General features: G+C 71.0%; 21 protein-coding genes. 17 read left to right on the top strand and 4 right to left on the bottom strand.

The features are described 5' to 3' along the window. Positions 1–5 precede the first annotated feature (5 nt). From KIK09_RS37095 to KIK09_RS37055, 9 genes are all read left to right on the top strand, one after another. Positions 6–1,130, top strand: coding sequence for a M6 family metalloprotease domain-containing protein (locus KIK09_RS37095; protein ID WP_214324111.1), 1,125 nt, complete (start codon positions 6–8; stop codon positions 1,128–1,130). After that, positions 1,127–2,281: an NAD(P)/FAD-dependent oxidoreductase gene (locus tag KIK09_RS37090; protein ID WP_308164532.1), complete on the top strand. Its 1,155-nt coding sequence runs from the start codon at positions 1,127–1,129 to the stop codon at positions 2,279–2,281. Before KIK09_RS37095 ends, KIK09_RS37090 begins: the two co-directional genes overlap by 4 nt. Beyond that, on the top strand, positions 2,278–2,520 hold the full coding sequence (locus KIK09_RS37085; protein WP_214324110.1) for a (2Fe-2S)-binding protein: 243 nt from the start codon (positions 2,278–2,280) through the stop codon (positions 2,518–2,520). The genes KIK09_RS37090 and KIK09_RS37085 overlap by 4 nt, the downstream gene beginning before the upstream one ends. After that, complete coding sequence (locus KIK09_RS37080) at positions 2,517–3,908, top strand: FAD/NAD(P)-dependent oxidoreductase (RefSeq protein ID WP_214324109.1); 1,392 nt, start codon at positions 2,517–2,519, stop codon at positions 3,906–3,908. Before KIK09_RS37085 ends, KIK09_RS37080 begins: the two co-directional genes overlap by 4 nt. Continuing rightward, positions 3,892–4,785 (top strand): dihydrodipicolinate synthase family protein, encoded by an 894-nt coding sequence (locus KIK09_RS37075; RefSeq protein ID WP_214324108.1) that lies wholly within the window; start codon positions 3,892–3,894, stop codon positions 4,783–4,785. The genes KIK09_RS37080 and KIK09_RS37075 overlap by 17 nt, the downstream gene beginning before the upstream one ends. After that, positions 4,782–5,783 (top strand): proline racemase family protein, encoded by a 1,002-nt coding sequence (locus tag KIK09_RS37070; protein ID WP_214324107.1) that lies wholly within the window; start codon positions 4,782–4,784, stop codon positions 5,781–5,783. Before KIK09_RS37075 ends, KIK09_RS37070 begins: the two co-directional genes overlap by 4 nt. A 38-nt stretch (positions 5,784–5,821) precedes the next feature. Beyond that, the gene (locus tag KIK09_RS37065) at positions 5,822–6,787 is read left to right on the top strand and encodes a proline racemase family protein (protein ID WP_214324106.1); all 966 of its coding nucleotides are present in this window, start codon (positions 5,822–5,824) and stop codon (positions 6,785–6,787) included. A 325-nt stretch (positions 6,788–7,112) separates the two neighbouring features. After that, positions 7,113–8,054 carry an ornithine cyclodeaminase family protein gene (locus KIK09_RS37060; protein WP_214324105.1) on the top strand — a complete coding sequence of 314 codons (942 nt, stop codon included), beginning with the start codon at positions 7,113–7,115 and terminating at the stop codon, positions 8,052–8,054. Positions 8,055–8,093: 39 nt separating this feature from the next. Then, positions 8,094–8,768 carry a GntR family transcriptional regulator gene (locus KIK09_RS37055; RefSeq protein WP_214324104.1) on the top strand — a complete coding sequence of 225 codons (675 nt, stop codon included), beginning with the start codon at positions 8,094–8,096 and terminating at the stop codon, positions 8,766–8,768. Between the two features lie 5 nt (positions 8,769–8,773). Here the strand turns inward: KIK09_RS37055 and KIK09_RS37050 are convergent, their stop codons facing one another. The 4 genes from KIK09_RS37050 to KIK09_RS37035 form a co-directional block, all read right to left on the bottom strand. Beyond that, positions 8,774–9,574 carry a class I SAM-dependent methyltransferase gene (locus KIK09_RS37050; RefSeq protein WP_214324103.1) on the bottom strand — a complete coding sequence of 267 codons (801 nt, stop codon included), beginning with the start codon at positions 9,572–9,574 and terminating at the stop codon, positions 8,774–8,776. 261 nt (positions 9,575–9,835) lie between these two features. Continuing rightward, positions 9,836–10,735, bottom strand: a complete 900-nt coding sequence (locus KIK09_RS37045) for an EamA family transporter (RefSeq protein ID WP_214324102.1) — start codon at positions 10,733–10,735, stop codon at positions 9,836–9,838. A 163-nt stretch (positions 10,736–10,898) separates the two neighbouring features. After that, positions 10,899–11,663, bottom strand: a complete 765-nt coding sequence (locus tag KIK09_RS37040; RefSeq protein ID WP_214324101.1) for an ABC transporter permease — start codon at positions 11,661–11,663, stop codon at positions 10,899–10,901. Next, positions 11,660–12,568 carry an ABC transporter ATP-binding protein gene (locus KIK09_RS37035; protein ID WP_214324100.1) on the bottom strand — a complete coding sequence of 303 codons (909 nt, stop codon included), beginning with the start codon at positions 12,566–12,568 and terminating at the stop codon, positions 11,660–11,662. The genes KIK09_RS37040 and KIK09_RS37035 overlap by 4 nt, the downstream gene beginning before the upstream one ends. A gap of 138 nt (positions 12,569–12,706) precedes the next feature. On the opposite strand from KIK09_RS37035, the gene KIK09_RS37030 reads away from it, so the two are divergent. The 8 genes from KIK09_RS37030 to KIK09_RS36995 all read left to right on the top strand — a co-directional run bounded on the left by KIK09_RS37030 (position 12,707) and on the right by KIK09_RS36995 (position 20,420). Continuing rightward, positions 12,707–13,486: a VOC family protein gene (locus KIK09_RS37030; RefSeq protein WP_214324099.1), complete on the top strand. Its 780-nt coding sequence runs from the start codon at positions 12,707–12,709 to the stop codon at positions 13,484–13,486. Between the two features lie 103 nt (positions 13,487–13,589). Beyond that, positions 13,590–14,801: a multidrug effflux MFS transporter gene (locus tag KIK09_RS37025; RefSeq protein ID WP_214324098.1), complete on the top strand. Its 1,212-nt coding sequence runs from the start codon at positions 13,590–13,592 to the stop codon at positions 14,799–14,801. Positions 14,802–14,883: 82 nt separating this feature from the next. After that, positions 14,884–15,576: a helix-turn-helix transcriptional regulator gene (locus tag KIK09_RS37020; RefSeq protein WP_214324097.1), complete on the top strand. Its 693-nt coding sequence runs from the start codon at positions 14,884–14,886 to the stop codon at positions 15,574–15,576. After that, positions 15,519–16,985, top strand: a complete 1,467-nt coding sequence (gene sufB, locus KIK09_RS37015) for a Fe-S cluster assembly protein SufB (RefSeq protein WP_443678883.1) — start codon at positions 15,519–15,521, stop codon at positions 16,983–16,985. Before KIK09_RS37020 ends, sufB begins: the two co-directional genes overlap by 58 nt. Further along, positions 16,985–18,106: a Fe-S cluster assembly protein SufD gene (sufD, locus tag KIK09_RS37010; RefSeq protein ID WP_214324095.1), complete on the top strand. Its 1,122-nt coding sequence runs from the start codon at positions 16,985–16,987 to the stop codon at positions 18,104–18,106. Before sufB ends, sufD begins: the two co-directional genes overlap by 1 nt. Beyond that, positions 18,103–18,420: a Rieske (2Fe-2S) protein gene (locus KIK09_RS37005; protein ID WP_214324094.1), complete on the top strand. Its 318-nt coding sequence runs from the start codon at positions 18,103–18,105 to the stop codon at positions 18,418–18,420. Before sufD ends, KIK09_RS37005 begins: the two co-directional genes overlap by 4 nt. Continuing rightward, positions 18,421–19,167, top strand: coding sequence for a Fe-S cluster assembly ATPase SufC (sufC, locus tag KIK09_RS37000; protein WP_214324093.1), 747 nt, complete (start codon positions 18,421–18,423; stop codon positions 19,165–19,167). It abuts the gene before it with no gap. Next, positions 19,167–20,420: a cysteine desulfurase gene (locus tag KIK09_RS36995; protein WP_214324092.1), complete on the top strand. Its 1,254-nt coding sequence runs from the start codon at positions 19,167–19,169 to the stop codon at positions 20,418–20,420. Before sufC ends, KIK09_RS36995 begins: the two co-directional genes overlap by 1 nt. Positions 20,421–20,422 lie beyond the last annotated feature (2 nt).

Here is a 20,422-nt window from a genome sequence, read left to right as displayed (position 1 = left end):
CCCCCATGCTCATCAACCTGGCGCTCACGGTCGCCCTCACGCTCACCCCGGTCCCGCACAAGGAAGCCCCGGTTTCGAGGTGCGCGCTGCCGGGCCGTACGGGATGGACCGACGAAGGGCACGACACCGACCACCGGCAGTTCAGCAGGGCGTTTGGCGTGATCAGGGCGGTCATGCTGTTCGTCGACTTCCCCGACGCGCCCGCCTCGGGGAGCACCCAGGAGTACGAGGACGCGCTCAGCCCGGCGGCCGGGTGGCTGCGGACCGCCTCCAACGGGCGGGCGCGCCTGGCCATCACGCCCGTGCGGACCTGGTTCCGGATGCCGTCCGACAGCACCGCCTACGGGTTCGACCGTGGCATCTCCTACGAGCAGCACCAGCGCTACGTCCGCGACGCGGTCGCCGCCGCCGATCCCGACGTGGACTTCTCCTCCTACGACATCGTCTACATCGTCCCGCCGAAGAACGCCGCCGCCGTCACCTTCTCGCCCACCTACCTCTACGACCCGGCCGCGCCCGGGGTGATCGCCGACGGGCGGCCGGTGCGCTGGTCCGTCACGCTCGGCCAGGACATGTGGCGCTGGGGCTACAAGGTCATCGACCACGAGACCGGGCACATCTTCGGCCTGCCCGACCTGTACGCCTTCACCGGCACCGACTACCACCGCTTCGTCGGAGGCTGGGACCTGATGGGGCTCATCAGCGGCCCCGCGCCCCGCTACTTCGGCTGGCACCAGTGGAAGCTCGGCTGGCTCGGCGACGACCAGGTCGCCTGCGCTGTCAGCGGCCGCTACCGGCTCGACGGCCCGACCAGGCTCGTCGTGGTCAAGACCGGCGAGACCAGCGCCTACGCCGTCGAGGCCCGCTCCCGGACCGGCCTGGACGCGCGGGCCTGCTCCAGCGGCGTGCTCATCTACCGGGTCGACTCCTCCGTCGCCACCGGCGAGGGCCCGATCAGGGTCATGGACGCCCGTCCCGGCCAGCCGCCCGCCGCCGGGTGTCACCAACTCGACGACGCCGCCTACGCGCCCGGGCAGGTCTTCACCGACGAGGCGGCAGGTGTCCGCATCACGGTGACGGGGGAGGCATCAGTGGAGGTCGAACGCCTTCCCATCCAAGGAAATATGTGACATATTACTGGCGGGAGGTGGACATGCCCGACGTGATCGTCGTCGGTGCCGGAGTTGTGGGCGCCGCGACCGCGTACTACGCGGCCGAGGCCGGCCTGGATGTCACCGTCGTCGACCGCGGCCCGGTCGCGGGCGGCACGACGGGCGCGGGCGAGGGCAATGTGCTGGTCTCGGACAAGGAGCCGGGACCCGAGCTGGACCTCGCCCTGCTGTCCAACGAGCTGTGGCGCTCGCTCGCCGGCAGGATCGACTTCGAGTTCGAGGCCAAGGGCGGCCTGGTCGTCGCCGAAACCCCCGCGATTCTGGAGCAGCTCGTCGAGCTGGCCGCCAAGCAGGGTGTCGAGCACACCGTCACGCGCGACGTGTCCGCATATGAGCCGCATCTCACGCCGGACCTCGTGGGAGGGGTCTTCTACCCGCAGGACTCCCAGGTCCAGCCCATGCTGGCCGCCGCCCGCCTGCTCAGCGCCGCGCGCGAGCGCTTCGGCGGGGTACGGCTGCGCACCGGCGTGGACGTGACCGGTTTCCTGCTGTCGGACGGCGGCGTCAGGGGCGTGCGGACCTCCGCCGGGGACATCCTGGCCGGGGCTGTGGTCAACGCCGCGGGCACCTGGGGCGGGTCGGTCGCCGAACTGGCCGGGGTGCGGCTGCCGATCCTGCCGCGGCGCGGGTTCATCCTGGTGACCGAGCCGCTGCGGGAGCCGCTGATCCGGCACAAGGTCTACACCGCCGCCTATGTGACGAACGTGGCCAGCGACTCGGAAGGGCTGGAGACCTCCGCCGTGGTCGAGGGCACTGCCTCGGGCACCGTGCTCATCGGGGCCAGCAGGGAGCGGGTCGGCTTCGACAGGACGCCGTCCACCACGGTGCTGCGGCGGCTGGCCGCGCAGGCCACGGCGCTGTTCCCGGTGCTGCGCGACGTGCGGGTGATCAGGACCTACTGCGGGTTCAGGCCGTACTGCCCCGACCACCTGCCCGTCATCGGGGCCGATCCACGCGTTCCCGGGCTCTACCACGCGTGCGGGCACGAGGGGGCGGGCATCGGGCTGGCGCCCGCGACCGGGCGGCTGCTCGCGCAGCTGCTGTCGGAGGAGTCTCCCTCGATGGACCTGCGGCCCTTCCGTCCCGACCGTTTCGAGGAGGATCGATGAGCTTCGAGATCAGCGTGGACGGGCGGACCGTGAACGTCGAGCCGGGGCAGAGCGTGGGGGCGGCGATGCACGCCGCCGGGATCAGGTCGTGGCGGACCACCAGGTTCGGCGGGCGGCCTCGCGGGCTGTTCTGCGGGATCGGGGTGTGTTTCGACTGCCTGGTCACCGTCAACGGGGCTCGGGAGCAGCGGGCGTGCCTGCTGGAGGCCAGGCCCGGGGACGAGGTGACCACGTCATGACTTATGACCTCATTGTGGTCGGCGGCGGCCCTGCCGGGGTGGCGGGCGCGCTCGCCGCCGCGCAGTCGGGCCTCCGGGTGGCCCTGCTTGACCTGGGCGCCCGCCTGGGCGGCCAGTACTTCCGCCACGCCCCCGACGGCGTTCGCGGCGCCGACCCCGGCCCTCAGGCCGGGCTGGCGCGGTTCCTGCGGCAGGCCGCGGCCGTGGGCGAGCTGGCCGACGTACGCCTCGGCCACCAGGTGTGGTCGGTGGCCAAGGGCGAGACCTTCGCCGTGCACGCCACCCACCAGGACGAGCCCGTCACCCTGCACGCCCGCCACCTGCTCATCGCCACCGGGGCGCACGACAGGCCGCTGCCCTTCCCCGGGTGGGACCTGCCCGGCGTGCTCACCGCCGGCGGCGCGCAGGCGCTGCTGAAGGGGAATCACGTGATCGCGGGCCGCCGCGTCGTGGTGGGAGGCACGGGACCGTTCCTGCTGCCGGTCGCCGCCGGGCTGGCCCAGGCGGGCGCCGACGTCGCGGCCGTGCTGGAGGCCGGATCCCGGGTGGGGCTCGGGCGGCATCCGCTGCTTGCCATGGGCAAGGCGGGCGAGGCCGCAGGATACGCGCTGACGCTGGCCAGGCACCGCGTGCCGTACCACGGCAGGCAGGCCGTCGTGGCCGCGCACGGCCGCGACGAGCTCACCCACGTCACCGTCGGGCGGCTCGACAGGGACTGGCGGGTGCGGGAGACCCGGACGATCGCGTGCGACACGCTGGCCGTCTCGTACGGGTTCGTGCCGCAGCTCGACCTGGCCGTCCAGCTCGGCTGCGCCACCAGGGCCGACCTCGACGGCACCCAGGTCGTCGCCGTCGACGCCCGCCAGCGCACCTCCGTGCCCGGGGTGTGGGCCGCCGGCGAGCCCACCGGCGTCGGCGGCGCCCCGCTGGCCGAACTCGAGGGCCGCATCGCGGGCCTGGCCGTCGCCGCCGCCCTGACCGCCGCATCCCGTCACGCCGCCGCTTCCCACGAGGGGGCGCTGGACGGGCCCGCCGTACCCGATGTGCTGGTGCGGCGGCGGGCGAGGTCGCGGGCGTTCGCGCGGGCGCTGCTCAAGGCCTACCCCGTGCGGCCCGGCTGGCAGGAGTGGCTGGCCGCGGACACGCTCGTGTGCAGGTGCGAGGAGGTGCCGCTGTCGGCCGTGCGCGAGGCGCAGGCGCTGGGAGCCACCGACGCGCGCTCCGTCAAGCTGCTGGCACGCCCGGGAATGGGCTGGTGCCAGGGCAGGATGTGCGGCTACGCCGTGTCCTGCTTGACCGGGGAGGCGCCCGAGGCCCCCCGGAGACCCGTTGTTCAGCCGATCACGCTCGGCGCACTGGAGAGGATCGATGATGACGAATCGCGTTAAGCCCTGGCACGGTGTGATGGTGGCGACCGCGCTGCCCCTCCGTGACGACCTGTCGGTCGATTTCGAGGGCTTCGCCGAGCACTGCCGGTGGCTCGTCGAACAGGGCTGTGACGGCGTGGTGCCGAACGGCTCGCTCGGCGAGTACCAGACGCTCACCCCTGACGAGCGGGCCAAGGTGGTGGAGACCGCGGTGGCGGCCGTGGGCGGGCGCAACGTGATGCCGGGCGCGGGCGCCTACGGCTCGGCCGAGTCGCGGCGCTGGGCCGAGCAGGCCCGTGACGCCGGGTGCGGGAGCGTGTTGCTGCTGCCGCCCAACACCTACCGGGCCGACGAGCAGATCGTGGTCGAGCACTACCGCGAGGTGGCCAAGGCCGGGATCCCGATCGTCGCCTACAACAACCCCTACGACACCAAGGTCGACCTCAGCCCCGCGCTGCTGGCCCGGCTGTACGACGAGGGCCTGATCGTGGCGGTCAAGGAGTTCACCGGCGACCCCAGGCGCGCCTACGAGCTGGCCGAGCTGGCGCCCGGGCTGGACCTGCTGATCGGCACCGACGACGTGCTGGTCGAGCTGGCGCTCGCGGGCGCCGTCGGCTGGATCGCCGGCTACCCCAACGCGCTGCCCGCCTCGACCGTGGCGCTCTACCGGGCGGCCGTCGCCGGGGACCTGGACACGGCCATGCCGCTCTACCGCAAGCTGCACCCGCTGCTCCGCTGGGACTCCAAGACGCAGTTCGTCCAGGCCATCAAGCTGTCCATGGACATCGCCGGCAGGAACGGCGGGCCGTGCCGCGCCCCGCGCCTGCCGCTCGACCCCGAGCAGGAGGCCGTGGTCCGCGCCGCCACGGAGAAGGCCCTGGCCGAGGGGCTCCGATGAGGACCAGGCGGGTCTTCCACGCCGTCGACTCCCATACCGAGGGCATGCCCACCCGCGTCATCACCGGCGGCGTGGGCGTCATCCCCGGCGCCACCATGGCCGAGCGGCGCGTCTACGCCATCGAGAACCTGGACCCGATCCGGCACCTGCTGATGAACGAGCCGCGCGGCCACCCCGCCATGAGCGGCGCGATCCTCCAGCCGCCCACCCGGCCCGACGCCGACTGGGGCGTGCTGTTCATCGAGGTGTCCGGATACCTGCCCATGTGCGGGCACGGCACCATCGGCGTGGCCACCGTGCTGGTCGAGACCGGCATGGTGGAGGTCGTCGAGCCCGTCACCACGATCCGGCTCGAGGTGCCCGCCGGGCTCGTCGAGGTGGAGGTCGCCGTCCAGGACGGCATGGCCATGTCGGCCACGATCCGCAACGTGCCCGCCTACGCCGACAGGCTGGACGCCGTCGTGGACGTGCCCGGGTTCGGGGCCATCGGCTACGACCTGGCCTACGGCGGCAACTTCTACGCCATCGTCGACCTCGACGCCTACAAGCTGCCCTTCGACCGGGCCGCCAAGAACGAGATCATCGCCGCCGGGCTGGCCACGATGGAGGCGATCAACGCCGCCGACGAGCCCGTGCACCCGCTCGACTCCCGCATCCGCGGCTGCCACCACGTCTACTTCACCGCGCCCGGCTCCACCGCCGAGCACTCGCGGCACGCCATGGCCATCTACCCCGGCTGGTTCGACCGCTCGCCGTGCGGCACGGGGACCAGCGCGCGGATGGCTCAGCTGCACGCCAGGGGTGAGCTGGCGCTGGAGACCGACTTCGTCAACGAGTCGTTCATCGGCACCCGTTTCATCGGGCGGCTGATCGGCGAGACAACCGTGGGCGACCGGCCCGCCGTCCTGCCCACGATCACCGGCCGCGCCTGGGTGACCGGCACCGCCCAGTACTTCCTCGACCCCCGCGACCCGTTCCCCGAGGGGTTCATCCTGTGAGCGAGCATCTTGATCACAGGTCCGGCGAAGGAGGGGCCGTGATCACCACGATCGACTACCACACCGCCGGGGAGCCCTTCCGGATCGTCACTTCCGGGGCTCCGGACATCCCCGGCGAAACCGTGCTCGAGCGGCGGGTCAACGCCCCCGGGTTCGACTTCGTCCGGCAACTGCTGGTCCAGGAGCCGCGCGGCCACGCCGACATGTACGGCTGCTTCCTCGTCCCGCCCGACGACCCGGGCGCCGACCTGGGCGTGCTCTTCTGGCACAAGGACGGCTACTCCACCGCCTGCGGCCACGGCACCATCGCCCTGGCGGTGCACGCCGTACAGGAGGGCCTGGTCAAGGCCGACCCCGACGGCGTCACGCCCGTGGTCGTGGACGTCCCCTCGGGGCGGGTCACGGCCCTGGTCTCCTGTACGGCGGGCCGCATCGAGTCCGTGACCTTCCGCAACGTCCCCTCGACCGTGCTGGCCAGAAACGTGCCGGTGGCGGGGGTCACGGTGGACGTGTCCTACGGCGGGGCCATCTACGCCTCGCTGCCTGCCTCGGCCGTCGGCCTGACGGTAGCGCCCGAGCACCTGACCGACCTGATCGCCCACGCCCGCCGTATCAAGGCCGCCCTGGCGGACCATCCGGCCTCCCGCCATCCCACGGACGACCGCCTCTCCGGCGTCTACGGCGTGATCTTCTACGACGAACTGCCCGGCACGGACACGGTCGTCAGGCAGCGCAACGTCACGGTCTTCGCCGACGGCGAGGTGGACCGCTCGCCCTGCGGCTCGGGCACGGCCGCCCGGCTCGCCCTCCTGGCCGCCGACCACCCGTCACTGGAGTCCCTCGAGCACTCCAGCATCATCGGCACCACCTTCCACGCCCGCGTGGCATCGGTGACCCCGGACGGCATCATCCCCGAAATCGACGGCATGGCCTACCGCACGGGCCGCCACACCTTCGACCTGGACCCCGCCGACCCTCTCGGCCCCGGCTTCACCCTCCGATGACCCCACCCCACCACCTCAACACGCCAAACCTCCACACCCCCACCCCCTTTCGCCACGCCCCCAGCAAGGCGTACGCCACTACCTCACGCCTTGCCACGGCGAGCCCACCGGTCACCCGCGACCGACGTCCCTGGCACCGCGTCGGCCTGAGGGCGTCACCCTCTTGGCGCCGCGTCGGCGGGACGGCGTGCGGTCCTGCCCGGCGCCTTGGTACGGCGAGCCCCCATGTCACCCGCAGCCCGCATCCCTGGCGCTGCCGGGGCGTGGGGGCGCGGCCTTCCTGGTGTTGGGGCGGGGTAGGGGCTCGAGGCGGGATGCTGGGGTCATGAACGCGCTTCCGTATCTCGACGCCGCGGAGATCGAGCGGCTGGTGCCCGTGACGCTCGCCGTACAGCTCCTGGAGGAGGCGCTGCGCGGCGGCCTCGACCCCGAGGACACCCCGCAGCGCCCGAGCGTCGACCTGCCGGGCGGGCAGTTGCTCATGATGCCCGCCGCCGCGGGCCGCTACGCGGGGCTGAAGGCCGTCACGATCGCCCCGGGCAACCCTGCCAGGGGACTGCCCAGGATCCAGGGGACGTACCTGCTGTTCGACGGTGACACCCTCACACCCGTGGCCCTCCTGGACGGCATCGCCATCACGTCCCTGCGCACCCCGGCCGTGTCGGCGCTGGCCGTCAAGCACCTGGCCGGCCCCGACGCGCGCAGGCTCGTCGTGTTCGGCACGGGCCCGCAGGCGTGGGGCCACATCCTGGCGATGCGCGCGATCCGTCCCCTCGACCACGTCACGCTCGTCGCCCGCGACCCCGGGCGCGCCCAGGCCTTGGCCGGCCGTACCCATTCCCTGGGCCTGCCCGCGACCTCGCTGACCGCAGGGACGTCCGAGGTCGAGGCGGCCGTGGCGGAGGCGGACATCGTGGCCTGCTGCACCACGGCGCGCGAGCCGCTCTTCCCCGGCAAGGCCGTGCGGGACGGCGCCACGGTGGTCGCCGTCGGATCCCACGAGCCCGACGTCCGCGAGCTCGACTCGGACCTGATCGCCCGGGCGACCGTGGTCGTCGAGGCCAGAACCGCGGCCCTGGCTGAAGCAGGTGATGTGATCATCCCGTTGCGCCAAGGTACGATCACCTCTGGTCACCTGGCAGGAAACCTCGCCGACCTGGTCGCCGGCAGGGTCCCGCCCGTCAGAGGGCCGCGCGTCTTCAAGAGCACGGGTATGGCATGGGAAGACCTCGTGGTCGCGGCCGCCGCCTACGAAGCGTGGACCTAGGAGGCCTCGGTGGGTGCGAGGAAGGATGAGGTGGCCCTGATGGGTGCGGAGGATCGGCTCGAACTGCCGGTGGTGGGGGAGCGGCAGAGCCTGCGCGAGCAGGTGGCGCATGCGCTCCGCGCCGCGTTGATCACGGGCGAGATGCGTCCGGGCGTCGTGTACTCGGCGCCCGTGCTGGCCGCGCAGTTCGGCGTGTCGGCGACGCCCGTGCGGGAGGCCATGCTCGACCTGGCCAAGGAGGGACTCGTCGAGGCGGTCAGGAACAAGGGCTTCCGGGTGACCGAGCTGTCAGACCGCGACCTGGACGAGCTGACCGAGATCCGGCAGCTGATCGAGGTGCCGACCGTCACCCGGCTGGCCGACCCCGGGCGGGCGGAGGAGTTCGCGCGGTTGCGGCCTGTCGCGCAGGAGATCGTCTCTGCGGCGGAACGTGGGGATCTGCTCGCATACGTGGACGCTGACCTGCGGTTTCACGTGGAACTACTGGCGCTGTCAGGAAACGCCCACCTGGTCGAGGTGGTCCGCGACCTGCGCAACAGGGCCCGCCTCTACGGCCTGTCCCAGCTGTACGCCAGGGGGACGCTGACCGACTCGGGCAGGGAGCACCTGGCTCTCCTGGACGCCCTCGAGGCCGGCGATGCCGCCACGGTCGAGCACATCATGTCCGAGCACATCCAGCACGTCCGCGGCATCTGGGCCGACCGCCCCGAGTGACCCGGTCAGCGGCGCGCGCGGGTCAGCCAGATGTCCTGTTTGCGGGCGCTGAGGCGGGGCGGCAGAGGCGGTAGCCACGGGCAGCGGCCCTCGGCGACGTCGCGGTGCGTGGCGGCCTCCGCGGTCCAGCCGTGCGGGGCGAGCCAGGCCACCGGGTCCTCCACGGCACCCACGAAGGGAACGCCGCGCGCGGCCATCTCGCGCAGGAACGGCCGGCGATCCGGATCGGTGAAGAAGCAGGGATGCGGGACGTCGAACGTCAGCCACGAGCCGGGAGCCGACTGCCGCGTGATCCAGCCGATCACCGAGTCGGCCTCGGCGCGGGTCAGGTAGTAGAGGACGCCCTCGACGATCCAGTGCGTCGCGACGATGGCGTCGAAGCCGGGGGCCACCGCCGGGGGCGGCGAACGCAGGTCCGTCCCCACGGACACGACCCGGCAGCGGGGCTGGAATCCCGCCTCAGCCAGCGCCTCGGCCTTGCCGGACAGCTGTCCTGGCAGGTCCACCTCGTAGTAGACGAACGGCGGGTCGAGCGGGAGCCGGTAAGGGCGGGAGTCGCTGCCCGCGCCCACCGACACGGCCTGCCGTACGCGGGAGGACAGCAGCGTCTGGTCGCCCAGCCTGCCGCGCACGGGCACGATCTCGGACGGGGGATGGAACGGCTTGAAGGCGTCCACCACCTTCCTGGCCTGCTCGGTGGCGAACACCTCGGCGCAGGGATCGACGTAGTAGGCGTCGGGCTGCGCGCTCTCCTCGGCCCGGACGACCGCCATCCAGTCGCTCGTCCGCCGGACAGGCGTGGTCACCGGGCGTAGCCAATGCATCTCATAGAGACATCATGCGAGGTGGGCCTGTCAAAGGGAAGCCTCGCAGGTTGGGCGAAATGTCCGATTCCCTGATACGATGCTTTGTGAAAGTGTTCACGAACTTTTTGGGCTAAGCGGACCCCACCCTCCGCCGATGCCCTTCCGCGGCTCGGCCGCCCGCCCACTCCACAGGCCGAGTCGGATGACCGCCGCGCGCCCGAGGCCCCATCCTCCGGGCGCGCGGCGGCCGTATCTCCGGCGTCAGGAACGGCGGGTGGACCCCAGGCTGGCGGCCACGATGCAGCAGATCGCGGCCCACTGCTGCACGCCGAGGATCTCGCCGAGCAGCAGGACGCCGATGAGGGCGGCCGCGGCCGGCTCCAGGCTCATCAGGATGCCGAACACGTGCTTGGGCATGCGCCGCAGCGCCTGCAGCTCCAGCGAGTACGGGATCACCGACGACAGCAGGCCCACCCCGACCCCGATCAGCAGCAGGTGCGGCTGGAGCAGGTCGGACCCGCCGGTGGTGATGCCGATGGGGGCGATCAGCATCGCCGAGACGACCATCGCGAACGACAGGCCCTGCGTGCCGGGGAACCGCTTGCCCGCGGCCGACGACAGCAGGATGTAGGCACCCCAGCAGGCCCCCGCCACCAGCGCGAACCCGATGCCGACCCAGCTCGTCCCGGCCGACTGGCCCCATGGCGCCAGCAACACGACGCCGAGCCCGGCCAGCCCGACCCACAGCAGGTCGAGCCGGCGCCGCGAGGCGGCCACCGCCACACCGAGCGGGCCGAGGAACTCGATCGCCACCGTGATGCCCAGGGGCTGCCGCGACAGCGCTTCGTAGAACGTCAGGTTCATAAGCGCCAGCACCGCGCCGAACGCCAGCCCCACCAGCCAGTCGCGCCAGGTCAGCCCGCGCAGCCTGGGCCTGGCCACCGTCGCCATGATCGCGGCGCCGGCCGCGATCCGCACGAACACCACGGCACTCGGCGGCAGCGTGCCGAACAGCTCCTTGGCGAACGCGGCGCCCAGCTGCACCGACAGGATCCCCAGGAAAATCAGCGTCGAGGGCGGGATCGAGTTGGCGGCGGCACGCACCCCTTCCGGCACGCTCGGCCGGCGGTCGAAAGGTTCGTTCAGCGCGAAGGCGGTCATGGGGGCTCCTCAGGGTTCATAGAGCTCCGAGGGTACAGACCGCGACCGACATAACCCGCTCAAGGGGTAGCGATAGCCGTCGCGGCCCACGGCCGCTACGCCCTGCTCTTCAGCCAGTCCGTCGCCGCTCTGGCCAGGAAGCGGTACGGCGCGCGGGCCGTACTCACTCCCAGCGGAAGAAGCGGGACGCCAGCCCCAGCCCGAGCACCGCCCAGGCGGCCAGCACCCCCACCGCGCCCACGGGCACGGCCGCGCCGGAGGCGAGCACCGCCCGCAGGCCGCCGGTGAGCGCCGAGATCGGCAGCAGCTCGAGCACCGACCGCATCCCCGGCGGGAACTTCGACAGCGGGAAGATCACCCCGCCCAGCCCGAGCAGCACCAGGTAGACCAGGTTGGCGGCGGCCAGCGTGGCCTCGGCCCGCAGCGTGCCCGCCATCAGCAGCCCGAGCCCGCTGAAGGCCGCCGTGCCCAGCAGCACCAGCAGCAGCGCGCCCAGCGGCGAGCCGTGCGGATGCCAGCCGAGCGCCAGCGCCACGGCCACGATCACGACCACCTGCAGCAGCTCGACGGCCACCACGGCAGCCGTCTTGGCCAGCATCAGGCCGGGCCGCGACAGGGGAGTGGCGCCGAGCCGCTTGAGCACGCCGTACCGCCGCTCGAAGCCCGTCGCGATGGCCTGACCGGTGAAGGCGGTCGACATGATGGCCAGCGCGAGCACCCCGGGCGCCACGAAGTCGATCCGGCTGCCGCCCACGTCCACCAGCGGCGCCAGCGAGAAGCCCACGAGCAGCAGCACCGGGATGATGAGCGTCAGCATCAGCTGCTCGCCGTTGCGCAGGATCGCGCGCACCTCGGCGCCGGCCTGCGCGAGCACCATGCGCGGGAAGGGCGCCGCGCCGGGCGCGGGGGTGAGGTCCAGCGTGGTCATCGCAGCTCCCTGCCCGTCAGCTCCAGGAAGACGTCCTCGAGGGTGCGGCGTTCGATGCGCAGGTCGTCGGCGGTCACGCCTTCGGCCGCGCACCAGGCGGTCACCGTCGCCAGCAGTTCGGGGCCGACCTGCCCCTCGATGATGTAGTGGCCCGCGGGTGACTCCTTGGCCGCGCTGCCGTCGGGGAGCGCGTTGAGCAGTTCCTCGAGCGCGAGCGCGGGGCGGGCGCGGAAGCGCAGCTGCCGCTCGGCGCCGGTCAGCGAGGCGGGGCTGCCCTCGGCCACCACCTGGCCCCTGTCGATGATCACCACATGGTCGGCCAGCCGTTCGGCCTCCTCCATGTGGTGCGTGGTCAGCACCACCGATACCCCGGCGGTCTTCAGCTGGCCGACCAGGTCCCAGCAGGCGTGCCTGGCCTGCGGGTCGAGCCCGGCGGTGGGCTCGTCGAGGAAGACCAGCTCGGGCCGCCCGATCACGGCCGCCGCCAGCGACAGGCGCTGCTGCTGGCCGCCGGACAGGCGCCGGTAGGGGGTGCGGGCGTGCTCGGCCAGGCCGAGCCGTACCAGCAGGGTCTGGGAGTCGAGCGGGTGGGCGTAGAAGCGGGACACCAGCCGCAGCCACTCGGCGCAGCGCACCGCCGGGGGCACTCCGCCGGCCTGCAGCATCACGCCGACCCTGGGGCGCAGCTCGGGCAGGTCGGGCGGCTGCCCGAGCACCCGCACGGTGCCGCCGTCGGCCTTGCGGAACCCCTCGCAGATCTCGACCGTGGACGTCTTGCCCGCGCCGTTCGGGCCCAGGATGGCGGTGACCGCGCCGCGTCCGGCCGACAGGGTCAGGCCGTCCACGGCGGTGGTGCCGCCGTAGCGCTTGACCAGATCGACGATCTCGACGGCAGGGGATTCCATGGCCACGAGTCTAGAGACCCCCTGGAGCGGTCTCCGACCTGGCCGGATATGGACAGCAATTGACCGCGTCGTTTCCCGGAATCCCGGCCGCAGGAGTGAAAGTCTGAGGGGTAGGTCCACGTCAGAGGAGGGGTTGCAATGTCGCAACGCAGTGGATACGAACCCGGCGTACCTTGCTGGGTCGACCTTTCCAGCACCGATGTCGACGCCTCGCGCAGGTTCTACGGCGAGGTCTTCGGCTGGCAGGCCGAGATGATCGACGACCCCGCGGCGGGGGGTTACGGGCAGTTCACGTCGAACGGCAAGAAGGTCGCGGGAATCGGCCCCACGATGGGCGAGGGCATGCCCTCGGTCTGGAACACCTACGTCGCCACCGACGACGCGGCCGCCGTCGCCGACCGCGTCAAGAACTCCGGCGGCACCGTCGTGATGGAGCCCATGGCCATCTTCCAGGAGGGCAGCATGGCCGTCTTCCAGGGCGCCGACGGATCCTTCTGCTCCGTCTGGCAGGCCGGCAACCACCAGGGCGCCGAACTGGTCAACGAGCCCGTCTCCTTCTGCTGGAACGAGCTGTCCACCCGCGACGTGGACGCCGCCACGCGCTTCTACTCCTCCGTCTTCGGCTGGACGCCTGTCACCCAGGACATGGGCGGCGGCATGACATACACCGAATGGCACAACAACGGCAAGAGCATCGCCGGCATGCTGCCGATGTCGCCGAACTACCCGGCCACCGTCCCGTCGTTCTGGATGGTCTACTTCGCGGTCGCCGACCTGGACGCCACCATCGCCAAGGCCCGCGACCTCGGCGCGAACATCCTGGTCGACGCCATGGACGCGCCTCCCGGACGGTTCGGCGTGCTCCTCGACCCCCAGGGCGCGGCACTGTCCGTCATCCAGCTCAACGAACCCGCGTGAAAATTTGTGACAATCCGGGAATTAGGTTGACCTAATCCTGGTTTAGAACCCTCGGCCCTCCTGGGTCGCCATCCAGCCGCCCGCGAGGGAAGAGGGTTCACGCATGTCCGTGGTCGAAGCCGCGCCCAAGGCAGTAGGCCGGCGCGGACTTCTGCTGGTGATCCTGGGCGCCCTCAGCGCGATCGGCCCGCTGTCGATCGACATGTACCTGCCCGCGCTGCCCGCCATCACCGGCGAGATGCTCAGCGCCCCCGCCCAGGTCCAGCTCACGCTCACCGCCTGCCTCATCGGCGTCTCGGCCGGGCAGGTGATCGCCGGGCCCGTCAGCGACGTGCGTGGGCGGCGCATCCCGCTCATCGTGGGCGTGGCCGGATACACCGTGGCCTCGCTGCTGTGTGCCTTCGCCGCGAACGTCCCGATGCTGATCGTGTTCCGGCTGCTGCAGGGCCTGCTCGGCGGGGCGGCACTGGTGCTCGTGCGCGCCATCGTCCGCGACCTGTACGACGGGGCCGCCATCGCCCGCATCTTCGCCACCCTCATGCTGGTCAGCGGCCTGGCCCCGATCCTGGCCCCCATCGCGGGCGCCCAGTTGCTCGCCTTCACCTCCTGGCGCGGCGTCTTCGTGGCGCTCAGCCTGGCCGGACTGGCGCTGCTGGCCGCGGTCCTGACCGGGGTCCGCGAGACGCTGCCCGCCGAGGAGCGTGAGAGCGGCGGGCTCAAGCACACCGTGCTCACGTTCTGGCGCCTGCTGGGCGACAGGGCTTTCATGGCGTGCGCGCTGACCGCTGGGCTGGCCTTCGCGGCCATGTTCGCCTACATCTCCGGCTCGCCGTTCGTGCTGCAGGAGGTGTACGGCGCCTCGCCGCAGCAGTACTCCCTGATCTTCGGGCTGAACGCCACCGGGCTGACGATCATGGCGCAGATCGGCGGGCGCCTGGCCGGGCGGGTGAACCCCCGGCGGTTGGTGTTCGCCGGGCTGGCCGTCGCGCTGACCGGGGCCGCCCTGCTCGTGCTGGCCGCCGCCGCCGGGCTCGGGCTGCTCGGCATCGTGGCCGGGCTGTTCGTCATCATGTGCGGCCAGGGCCTGGTCCTGCCCGGTACGGGCGCGCTCGCCCTGGCCTCGCAGCCGCACCAGGTGGCGGGCAGCGCCTCCGCCCTGCTCGGTGTCCTGCAGTTCGCGCTCGGCGCCGTCGCCGCCCCGCTGGTGGGTCTGGCCGGGGCGGGGTCCGCGATGCCGATGGCCGCGGTGATGCTCGGGCTCGTGGTGGCCGCGGGACTGGCCTTCGTCCTGCTGGGCCATCGCGCGGTTAGGTAAGGCTTGCCTGCGTGAGAAATTGCATTCCCGCATTCTCCGGATCCGTTTGTGAACTGGGAAGGAATTACGGCACACTGATGTTGTGAAAAACGTGGCCCCATCGATCGAGCCAGGCAGCGAGCGCAGCACGCGCGCCCGCGTCGCTCGGCTGATCCTGGAGCACGGTCCCGTCACGGCCGCCTCGCTCGGCGAGCGGCTCGGGCTGACGCCCGCAGCGGTGCGCCGCCATCTCGACGCGTTGCTGGCCGACGGGATGATCGAGCCTCGTACGGTCCGGCCGCGCGGTCAGCGCGGGCGGGGGCGACCTGCCAAGTTGTTCGCCATCACCGACGCGGGGCGCAGTGCCTTCGTGCACGCCTATGACGGCCTGGCGGGCAGCGCGCTACGCTTCCTGGCCGAGCGCATGGGTGAGGAAGCGGTGGCCGAGTTCGCCCGCGCCCAGGTGGCAGACCTGGTCAGGCGGCTCGAGCCGATCATGCGCGAGGTGCCGGAAGACCAGCGCACCCAGGTGCTGGCCGAGGCACTGTCGGCAGAGGGCTACGCGGCGAGCGCCAGCAAGGCGGCCTCCGGTGGCGAGCAGCTCTGCCAGCACCACTGCCCGGTGGCGCACGCGGCGGCGGAGTTCCCGCAGCTGTGTGAGGCCGAGACCGAGGCGTTCGCCCAGCTGCTCGGCACTCCTGTGCAGCGGCTGGCGACCATCGCACACGGTGACGGGGTGTGCACCACGCACGTCAGCCCCGTTCGGATAAGAGAGAGCAAGGAGACCGGAAGGTGACTGTCACCGACCGCCCGGAGCTGGAAGGCCTCGGGAATTACAAGTTCGGTTGGGCCGACTCGGATGCCGCGGGTGCGGCAGCCAAGCGTGGCCTGTCCGAAGAGGTCGTGCGCAACATCTCCGCGCTCAAGAACGAGCCGGAATGGATGCTTGACCTGCGCCTGAAGGGTCTGCGCCTCTTCTCCAAGAAACCGCTGCCGACGTGGGGTTCCGACCTGACCGGCATCGACTTCGACAACATCAAGTACTTCGTGCGCTCGACCGAGAAGCAGGCCGCTTCGTGGGACGAGCTGCCCGCCGACATCAAGAACACCTACGACAAGCTGGGCATCCCCGAGGCCGAGAAGCAGCGCCTGATCGCCGGCGTGGCCGCCCAGTACGAGTCCGAGGTGGTCTACCACAAGATCCGTGAGGACCTCGAGGAGAAGGGCGTCATCTTCCTCGACACCGACACGGGCCTGAAGGAGCACCCGGAGCTGTTCAAGGAGTACTTCGGCTCCGTGATCCCGGTTGGCGACAACAAGTTCGCCTCGCTCAACAGCGCCGTGTGGTCGGGCGGCTCGTTCATCTACGTGCCGCCGAACGTCGAGGTCGAGATCCCGCTGCAGGCCTACTTCCGGATCAACACCGAGAACATGGGCCAGTTCGAGCGGACCCTGATCATCGTGGACGAGAACTCCTACGTCCACTACGTCGAGGGCTGCACCGCGCCGATCTACTCCAGCGACTCGCTGCACAGCGCCGTCGTCGAGATCATCGTGAAGAAGAACGCCCGCTGCCGTTACACGACCATCCAGAACTGGTCGAACAACGTCTACAACCTGGTCACCAAGCGCGCCGTCGCCTACGAGGGCGCCACCATGGAGTGGATCGACGGCAACATCGGCTCCAAGGTCACGATGAAGTACCCGGCCGTCTACCTGATGGGCGAGCACGCCAAGGGCGAGACGCTGAGCGTCGCGTTCGCGGGCGAGGGCCAGCACCAGGACGCCGGCTCCAAGATGGTGCACCTGGCGCCGCACACCAGCTCCAGCGTCATCTCCAAGTCCGTCGCGCGTGGCGGCGGCCGCACCTCCTACCGCGGCCTCGTCCAGATCGAGGAGGGCGCCCACGGCTCCGCCTCGACGGTGAAGTGCGACGCGCTCCTGGTCGACCAGATCAGCCGCTCCGACACCTACCCCTACGTCGACGTCCGCGAGGACGACGTCAAGATGGGCCACGAGGCCACGGTCTCCAAGGTCAGCGAGGACCAGCTGTTCTACCTCATGAGCCGCGGGCTCAACGAGGACGAGGCGATGGCGATGATCGTGCGCGGCTTCGTCGAGCCGATCGCGCGCGAGCTCCCCATGGAGTACGCCCTCGAACTGAACCGCCTGATCGAGCTGCAGATGGAAGGAGCCGTCGGCTGATGGGCCTGAACGAGAAGCCCCTGTCGACCCTGCACGAGAAGCAGTCCTACAGCCTGGACGACTTCGAGGTGCCCAACGGCCGCGAGGAGGCCTGGCGCTTCACGCCGCTGTCCCGCCTCAAGGGCCTGCACAACGGTACGGCTGCCGCCTCCGGCCACGTGGTCGTCGACGTCGACGCCGCCGCCGAGGTCACGATGGAGACCGTGGGCCGCGACGACCCGCGCGTCGGCAAGGCCTACGTGCCCGCCGACCGGGTCAGCGCCCAGGCCTACAACAGCTTCGAGAAGGCCACGGTCCTGACCGTGCCCCGCGAGGCCGTCACCTCCAAGCCCACGGTCGTCACGCTCACCGGTTCCGGCGACGGCGCGGCCTACGGCCACATCGTCGTGCGCGTCGAGCCGATGGCCGAGGCCGTGATCGTGCTCGACCACAAGGGCAGCGCGGTCTACGCCGACAACATCGAGTTCGTCGTCGGCGATGGCGCCACCCTCAAGGTCGTCAGCCTGCAGGACTGGGACGACGACGCCGTGCACGTCTCCCACCACCACGCCCAGCTGGCCAAGGACGCCACCTTCCGCAGCTTCACGGTGACCCTCGGCGGCGACCTGGTACGGCTGTCGCCCAGCGTGTCCTACACCGCCCCCGGCGGCGACGCCGACCTGCTCGGCGTCTACTTCGTCGACGCCGGCCAGCACCTGGAGCACCGCCTGCTGGTCGACCACAGCAAGCCCAACTGCAAGAGCAACGTGGACTACCGCGGTGCCCTGCAGGGCCAGGACGCGCACGCGGTCTGGATCGGCGACGTGATCATCCGCGTCGAGGCGGAGGGCACCGACACCTACGAGCTCAACCGCAACCTGATCCTGACCGACGGCGCCCGCGCCGACTCGGTGCCGAACCTGGAGATCCTCACCGGCGAGGTCGCCGGGGCCGGCCACGCCTCGGCCTCCGGACGCCTCGACGACGAGCACATCTTCTACCTGCAGGCCCGCGGCATCCCCTACGACGAGGCCCGCCGCCTGGTCATCAGGGGCTTCCTCGGCCAGCTCATCGAGAAGATCCAGATCGAGGAGATCCGCGAGCGCGTGCTGACCGCGCTGGAAGCGGAGCTGTCCCGATGACCTACGAAAAGGTGTGCAGGGTCGAGGACATCCCCGACCTCGGCGTCATCGCGGTCGAGGTGGACGACACGCCCGTCGCGCTCGTACGCAAGGGCGATGAGGTGTTCGCGCTGCACGACGTCTGCTCGCACGCCGAGGTCCGCCTCAGCGAGGGCGAGGTCTACGACGACACCCTCGAGTGCTGGCTGCACGGCTCCTGCTTCGACATCCGATCAGGCAAGCCGACCGGCCCGCCCGCCACCAAGCCCGTTCCCATCTACTCAGTGAAGATCGACGGCGATGACGTCCTCGTCTCGCTTTCGAAGGAGTCATAAGTGAGCACCCTGGAAATCCGTGACCTGAAGGTCGCCGTGGAGGACAAGGAGATCCTGCGCGGTGTCAACCTGACCGTGAAGGCGGGGCAGACCCACGCCATCATGGGCCCGAACGGCTCGGGCAAGTCCACGCTCGCCTACGCCATCGCCGGTCACCCCAAGTACACGATCACCGGTGGCGAGGTGCTCCTGGACGGCGAGAACATCCTGGAGATGTCCGTCGACGAGCGCGCCCGCGCCGGCCTGTTCCTGGCCATGCAGTACCCGGTCGAGGTTCCCGGCGTCAGCGTCTCCAACTTCCTGCGCTCGGCCGTCACCGCGGTCCGCGGCGAGGCCCCCAAGCTGCGCCAGTTCAGCAAGGACCTCAAGAGCGGCATGGACGCCCTGTCCATCGACGCCTCCTTCGCCCAGCGCAACCTCAACGAGGGCTTCTCCGGCGGTGAGAAGAAGCGCCACGAGATCCTCCAGCTCGAGCTGCTCAAGCCGAAGATCGCGGTGCTCGACGAGACCGACTCCGGCCTCGACGTGGACGCGCTGCGCGTGGTCTCCGAGGGCGTCAACCGCTTCCGCGCCGAGGGCGACACCGGTGTGCTGCTGATCACGCACTACACCCGCATCCTGCGCTACGTGAAGCCCGACTTCGTGCACGTCTTCGCCGGCGGCCGCATCGTCGAGGAGGGCGGCCCCGAGCTGGCCGAGAAGCTCGAGGCCGAGGGCTACGAGGCCTACACGAAGGCGCTGGCGTAATGAACACCGCACTCGACGTGGAGAGGATCAGGAAGGACTTCCCGGTTCTCTCTCGCGAGCTGCCCGGCGGGCGCCCGCTGGTCTACCTGGACTCGGGCAACTCCTCGCAGAAGCCCACGCAGGTCATCGAGACCATACGCGAGCACCTGGCGATGCACTACAGCAACGTCGGCCGTGCCATGCACGTGCTGGGCAGCGAGTCCACCGAAGCCTACGAGAACGCCCGCGACAAGATCGCGGCGTTCGTCGGGGCGCCCTCGCGGGACGAGGTGATCTTCACCAAGAACGCCTCCGAGGCGCTCAACCTGGTCGCCTACGCCTTCGGCAACCCCATCAACGAGGACCCCCGCTTCCGGCTCGGCCCTGGTGACGAGATCGTCATCTCCGAGATGGAGCACCACTCCAACATCGTGCCGTGGCAACTGCTCGTGCAGCGCACCGGCGCGACGCTGAAGTGGTTCGGCGTCACCGACGAGGGCCGCCTGGACCTCACGGACGGCGTCATCACCGAGCGCACCAAGATCGTGTCGGTCGCGCACCAGTCCAACGTCCTGGGCACCGTCAACCCGGTCGCCGAGGTCGTGCGCAGGGCCCGCGAGGTCGGCGCGCTGGTCATGCTGGACGCCTCCCAGGCGGTCCCGCACCACCCGGTGAACGTGGCCGCGCTCGGCGTCGACTTCGTGGCCTTCACCGGCCACAAGATGGTCGGCCCGTCCGGCATCGGCGTGCTGTGGGGGCGCCGCGAGCTGCTCGACGCCATGCCTCCGTTCCTGGGCGGCGGCGAGATGATCGAGGCGGTCTGGATGGACCACTCGACCTACGCGCCCGTCCCGCACAAGTTCGAGGCGGGCACCCCGCCGATCGTCGAGGCCATCGGGCTCGGCGCCGCCGTCGACTACCTCACCGGCATCGGCATGGACGCGATCGAGGCGCACGAGCGCGAGCTGACGGCCTACGCGCTGCAGGCGCTCAAGGACGTGCCCACGCTGCGCGTCATCGGGCCCGAGACGCTCGACGAGCGCGGCGGCACCGTGTCGTTCACGCTGGAGGGGATCCACCCGCACGACGTGGGCCAGATCCTGGACGACGAGTTCGGCGTCGCCGTACGCGTCGGTCACCACTGCGCCAGGCCGCTGCACCTGCGCTTCGGAATACCCGCGACCACGCGGGCGTCGTTCTACCTGTACAACACCACGGGCGAGATCGACGCCTTGGTGCGCGGACTCCACCACGTCCAGAAGGTCTTCGGATAGAC

Origin of the sequence: Nonomuraea sediminis, from assembly GCF_018531495.1 — a bacterium.
Taxonomy (GTDB): Bacteria; Actinomycetota; Actinomycetes; order Streptosporangiales; family Streptosporangiaceae; genus Nonomuraea; species Nonomuraea sediminis.
This window is presented reverse-complemented; position numbering and strand designations above follow the sequence as displayed.